Source organism: Flavobacterium rhizophilum (assembly GCF_046000485.1).
Taxonomy (GTDB): domain Bacteria; phylum Bacteroidota; class Bacteroidia; order Flavobacteriales; family Flavobacteriaceae; genus Flavobacterium; species Flavobacterium rhizophilum.
Genome location: NZ_JBELQB010000019.1, coordinates 9,487 through 15,682, shown reverse-complemented (window position 1 = coordinate 15,682; position 6,196 = coordinate 9,487). Strand labels below are relative to the sequence as shown.

General features: G+C 40.3%; 4 protein-coding genes. All 4 read right to left on the bottom strand.

Annotated features, from left to right (window positions below):
* A partial coding sequence (locus ABS768_RS17370) for an L-type lectin-domain containing protein (protein WP_408076227.1) occupies positions 1–1,544 on the bottom strand: 1,544 nt, incomplete at its 3' end.
* 63 nt (positions 1,545–1,607) lie between these two features.
* On the bottom strand, positions 1,608–3,611 hold the full coding sequence (locus tag ABS768_RS17365; protein ID WP_408076226.1) for a lectin-like domain-containing protein: 2,004 nt from the start codon (positions 3,609–3,611) through the stop codon (positions 1,608–1,610).
* Between the two features lie 17 nt (positions 3,612–3,628).
* Positions 3,629–5,371: a peptide-N-glycosidase F-related protein gene (locus ABS768_RS17360; RefSeq protein ID WP_408076225.1), complete on the bottom strand. Its 1,743-nt coding sequence runs from the start codon at positions 5,369–5,371 to the stop codon at positions 3,629–3,631.
* A gap of 81 nt (positions 5,372–5,452) precedes the next feature.
* Positions 5,453–6,196 (bottom strand): fibronectin type III domain-containing protein (locus ABS768_RS17355; RefSeq protein WP_408076224.1); only part of this gene is annotated, 744 nt, incomplete at its 5' end.

Below are 6,196 nucleotides of genomic sequence, written 5' to 3'. Positions count from 1 at the left end.
ATACCATCATTGGCATCAGGGTCCGTCTGGTCACACTGAACGTAGTTCGTGATTGGGGAAGGGATGGTGGGAAGGGGGAATAAAGTAACCTGTTCTATACTGGTGTTAGAACAAAAGCCATTTGTGGTATAGGATACAAAATAAGTAGCTTCAGGAGTACCCCCCGTAATCTCTCCGGTGGCCGGGTCTATGACTGCATCATCAATTGGTGGCTCACTAAAATCAAAAACACCTCCCGTTACTCCGGTAACTGTTGCCGTAGCACCATCACATCCCGGGATTAAAAAAAATGAAGCATCGTCTAACACTACCTCTACTGTAGCAGTTTCAGCTAAAGTTGAAGTACAAAATGGCGAACTCAGCATTGTTATGCTAACCAAATTAATGGTTACATCCTCTGTCATATCGGTTACCGAAACTGTTGTGTTACCCGTATCATCAATTATAACGTTTTGTTCAATACCATTATTAATACTATAAGTTACCTCAGTATCCGGTTCTCCTGAAATAAGAAACTGTGCTTCTCCGGTACTGCTACAAACAGGCGATTCTATTATCCCTACAACTGCCGATGGCTGGGATACTTCTATCGTTACATCCTGCTCTAAGGTATCTCCACAACTGTCTGTTATGGTTAGTGTATAAGTAATAGTTTGTGCCGGAGAAAATACAGGATTTGGGATTGACGGGTTACTCACTCCTATTATTGGCGACCATTGATAGCTTACAGCCCCTGTATATGTCCCGTCTATAGTATCTACCGAATCTCCTGCGCAAATAACCTGATTTTCAAGTCCTGATTCCAAAAATGACAGATACTGAAAACAAACATATTGTAGATTAGACTGTCCTCCTGTTGATCCGGTAAAACCAAAATAAACATTTGAAGTCCCGTCAAATATATCGTTTATTAAATCGGCGGTGTAGCTAAACCGTTCGGAACAATCAAAAATAACTTTGAAAGTTTGTGAAGATGAGTTCCATCGTATTTTAACCTCATGCTCTGTATTATCCTTAATATTGGTAGATGTAGGCGATGCCTGCACCGGAGCCACAAGATTATTTACTGAAGCGTGGGAGATATTCCCTGCGGTTTGGAGTGCTACATGATCAAAAACCGGATCGTTTACAAATAATCCGCTACTGGTATTTGTATTTTTATAAGTATCAAATTCAACCGCCAGAGAAGGCTGATCGGGCAAATCCCTATAACCCAGTCCTCCACCTATTATACCTATAACAGGGGTCGATGTTGTTTTCATTACAAATGTTATACCGTCTGCACCATTGGAATTTGCCCCGAAATAAGCATTGAATACAATCTCAAAATCATTGTTAAGATCGATTGGGTTATTATACCAAACTGCTCCCGAATTAGATTGTGCATTATTGGTTATCCTGTAACAACCGTTTGCCATTTCAGATGCATTGTTTACAAAGGATGGCGTGAGCTGTGCAAAAACCTGAGACGATAAAAAGAAACAAATCCCGAATATAAAAATTCGGGATAAGTAACTCGGTATAAAGTGTGGTAGTGATTTCATGCTCTTTATCTTTTAAATAACAATTTTTATACTGTAATTAGGTTAGTAATTACAGCTTAGGCATTAGTTTTCCTGCCTGTTTATATACACCCATCCTGTATGGTTTGCTCCATAAGTAGGGTTAGAGTCAGAAAAGCTTATGGCGTAGTAATAGGTACCTGTAGGCAGCTCATTACCATTATTTGACTGTCCTTCCCACTGGGTAGTATAATTGGAATAGGAATACACCTTTTCGCCATAGCGGTTAAAAACAGTAAGCTCCTTAACACCAAAACCGGAAAGGTCAAAAAAGTCGTTCATACCATCTCCGTTTGGTGATATTCCCTTTTGAATAAAACATTGATCTACAATAAGGTCAAAGCTTGTAGTTGCAGTACATCCGTTTTGATTTTCTATTGTTAACCAAATGGTTTGTCCTCCCGGCTGCGTATTCTCAAAAGCAGACGGACTTGCAATACTTACCATATTTCCGTTATTATCGTAAGCATAACTTACCATATCAGTGTCATTAGTAAGTACCTCGTCTTCTACCTGTGTCAAATCGAAACTCGTAATCCCATCGCCATTAGTATCACAAAGCTGAAGGTTTGAAGCCATATTAAAAGTTACCTCAGGATAAACAGTTATCTGAACTATTGCTGTATTAAGACAGTTTGGCGTAGTATATTGAACAGAATATGATGCACCTGCCAAAGCATTGGTAATCTCTCCTGTTACAGAATTTATCATAGCTGAATCTGTCGGAACAGGGTTAAAAGTAAACACTCCACCCGCAGCTCCTGTAACAGCTGCCGTAGCCCCCTCACAACCGGCTGTCATGTAAAATGAAGCGTCTTCAGTAAAGACTTCTACTGTAGCTGTCCCTGTTAGGCCTATTTCACAAAACGGAGGTTCTGCTAAGGTTACACTCACAAGATTTATGGTTTGGCTATCATCTGCCTGAGTACTTACTGTAGCTTCGCCTGAAGCATCCAATATAACCGTTTGCTCAGCACCGTTGTTTATGTTATAAGATACCTCAGTATTTGGTGTGCCTGTTATTACAAAATCGGCAGTTTCTCCATTACATACTGAAGGTTGTACTGTTGTTACTTCGGCTGTTGGATTAGCTACAGTAATGGTACACTCTCTTTCCATTGTAAGGCCGCAATTATCTGTAATAGTAAGTGTATAAGTTGTAGTTTCGGAAACCGTAAAAACCGGATTAGCAATGGTTGGATCACTTACCCCCTCTACAGGTGACCATTGATAACTCACGGCACCTGCATAGGTCGCATCTATAGTATCGACAGGTTCACCTGCGCAGGCTACCTGATCCTGAATCTGATTATCTAAAAATGAAATGTACTGAAAACAGATATACTGCTCATTTGACAGAGAGCCTGTTGAACCTGTAAAACCAAAATAAACAGTAGAATTGCCTTCAAAAATATCGTTAACAATGTCTGCTGTATAACTAAAACGTTCAGAACAGTCAAAAATAACCGTAAAAGTTTGCAATTCGGCACGCCATAATATTTTTACCTCATGTTCCTGTCCGTCCTTAATATTAGTTGAAGTTGGAGAAGCCTGAACGGGAGCGACCAAATTATCCGGCGAGACATGGCTTGTATTACCATTTGTCTGAAGGGCAACGTGATTAAAAAAAGGATCACTTATAACCTCCCCCGAGGCTGTATTATTATTCTTAAAGGTATCAAACTCTACTGCCAGAGATGGTTGGTCAGGAAGGTTTCTATATCCCATTCCTCCTCCTATTATACCTATAACAGCATCGGGGGTAGTCTTTAGAACAAATGTCATTCCGTCTGCCCCATTGCTGTTTGATCCGAAATAGGCATTAAATACGATGTCAAAATCCTGTGAAAGATCTATAGGGTTATCATACCATGCAGCTCCCGAATTGGATTGCTGATTTGTTGTTATAGTGTAGCAATTGTCTCCCGTTGCAGAAGCATTGTTTACAAAAGTAGGCGTTAACTGCCCAAAGCTTTTTACTGAAAACAACAGGCATGCTGCTAAAAGCAGCAGTACCTGTTTATTGAATAGCACCAGATTATTCTTCATTTGTCAATTGATTAGTGTTATTGCTTTTCAACCTTATAGGTTTGTGTTTTCCCTCCTATATTTACCTTCAAAAAGTAAATACCTGTAGGGAAGTTTACCATATTAACCACTGCCTGAGTACTGCCAATATTTTCCTGCAGTACCTGCCTGCCCTGTAGGTCGTAAATGGCTATACCACTAATTGCCTCATTATTGGACTGAAGCATTAAATTATCACTAACCGGATTTGGGTAGTATTTGAATGAGTCCAGTATGTTTTCCTGAAGAGAAAGTTGCTGTGTTTGAAGGTATATAGCCTGAGACCAACGACTATTTTCCCCATTGCCGCATTTAGATCGCACAAAAACCTGATAAACAGTACTTGGTGCCACATTTTCGGTAGCGGTACCCTCACTTTCGCCATCTGTAACCTGCAAATAATCTTCCTGTGCTAAAACAGTATTGGTTACCTGTCCTGCCGAATTGTATATTTTACCATACAGTACTTCCCATTCTTCAGTATTACCTATTTCATCCCAGTTCACAAAAATTTCATGGCCTGAAATCGCCTCTGCAGTAAGATTTGTTGGCTGGGGACATATAGGAATAGCTCCGCTTTCCCTGTTTATAAGGTAAGCCGATACCGGGATGTATCCCTGAGAATCTACAAACTCAGCTTCGGGCACATCGATTGTAACTGAGTGCTCACCGGCCGGTAAGGTACCCAAATCAATTTCATAAGTAGGGATACGATCGCCCGGACACCAGTTGTTCCAGTATATCCAGCCTCTTAACGGTAGTTGTGATGCCCCATAAATACCATTGCCCTGCGTATTATACTGTCGATAAGGCTCACATGATTTACCTCCCGGGGTATACTCATAGATAAGCGTTTCATCTAAATAAACATAGTGCCTGCGACGAACGTATTCTTCTCCTCCCGAATTTGCCCCGTGGTTTGAGGTAATCAGGATCAGTTTTAAATTATCTGTCTCTTCTGTAAGTGTAAAGTCGATTATCTTAGTTGTTTCACCCGTTACATCAGTAGCGTTATAATTGTTAAGCCTGCTATTGGTTACCAGTGGCATAAATACCAAATCATCTGTATAGGTAATCTGATCATCAGTATTTGATGTAAAATTAAGGGTTGCCCTAAAAGTATCAAGATGTCCAGAGCAGCCGGCTACCTGCTCCTGCCCTGCTCCCGTAGTACCAAACAATTGTAGTTCTACCCAAATATCATAGGTATTACGTATGGATGTATTGGTTACTATTTCGCTAATATTATTCGCAGTATATTCATAAGACAACGTTGTTGGCGAATAGTTTTTGTTCATAAAAGGAGTTACCAGCCTGGCTATTTCTACCCTTGGGACTTCTTCAGACACATAAGAGGTTGCCTCTTTTGGTGTAAAGGCCAAAAATACATGGCAAAGCCTGTCATAGTTATCGCAGGCAGCACCTATTTGCAGGTCGATATCCAGTGTATTGCCCATAGCATCCAGTTCGGTATCGGTCAGTTTTCTCGCGTATCGGGAATTAGAATGCCTTAACACCTCTGCCGGCATAGGCTCATACAAATCCTCTTCGCTTAATGTAGCTGTATAACCACCATAAAAAATAACATCATCAAAAACCGTAATGGTTGTTTCCTGAGCGTTTGACTGATTTGCCAACATTAATGAGAAAACAAAACATGATGTTTTAATCGTATTTTTAGCATAAAAGCCAATATTGGCCTTAAAAACATTAAATATGTTTTTGCTTATATTTTTTTTCATAAATAGTAGAGTAAGTAAAATGAAAGCCTGCCCCAGTGTATATCTCAGGGCAGGTTTTTCAACAGTTTAGATAGGAAAAAACTACTTTATTGCTATTTTATAAGTTCCTGTTTTGCCCGATGCTGTAACCTGCATTACATATACACCAACAGGAAGCTGGGATAAGTTTATTTGTGATGCTGCTGCATTTACTTCTACCTCTGTTAACTTTTGTCCTGCAAGGTTATAAACCGCAACATTTTCTATTATATCCTGAGCATTAATCCTAACTATACCCGTAGTTGGGTTAGGATATAATACAAAGCCTTTTATTACATTGTCGTTAAGTCCAAGTAGTTGTGTTGTGAACACTTCAGGGCCTTCCCAGCTACTTGTCATTTCTTCGCCACAAACGGCACGAACATACACATCATAAGCTGTATTATCTGTAAGTTCTTCTAATACCACTTCGGCAATATCGTTTACGATAACCGATGTACCTTCGGTCTCAATATTAAATCCGGCTGGACCGTAAAGTACTTCCCACTGGGTAGCCTCACCATTCTCTGTCCAAGATACCATAGCGGTTGAAGCTGTGATTTCTGAAATTTCTATAGCAGATGGAGCAGCACAAGTCGCCTCTTCAAGGGTTACAAATGCCTGCTGACCTTCCCACTCACTTGTGAAGTCGTCACCACAAACGGCACGAACATAAACATGATATTCAGTATTGGCATCAAGTTCGTCTAATGTTACCTCGGCAACATCATTTACAGTAACAGATGTACCTTCCGTCTCAATATTAAATCCGGCAGGACCGTAAAGTACTTCCCACTGGGTAGCCTC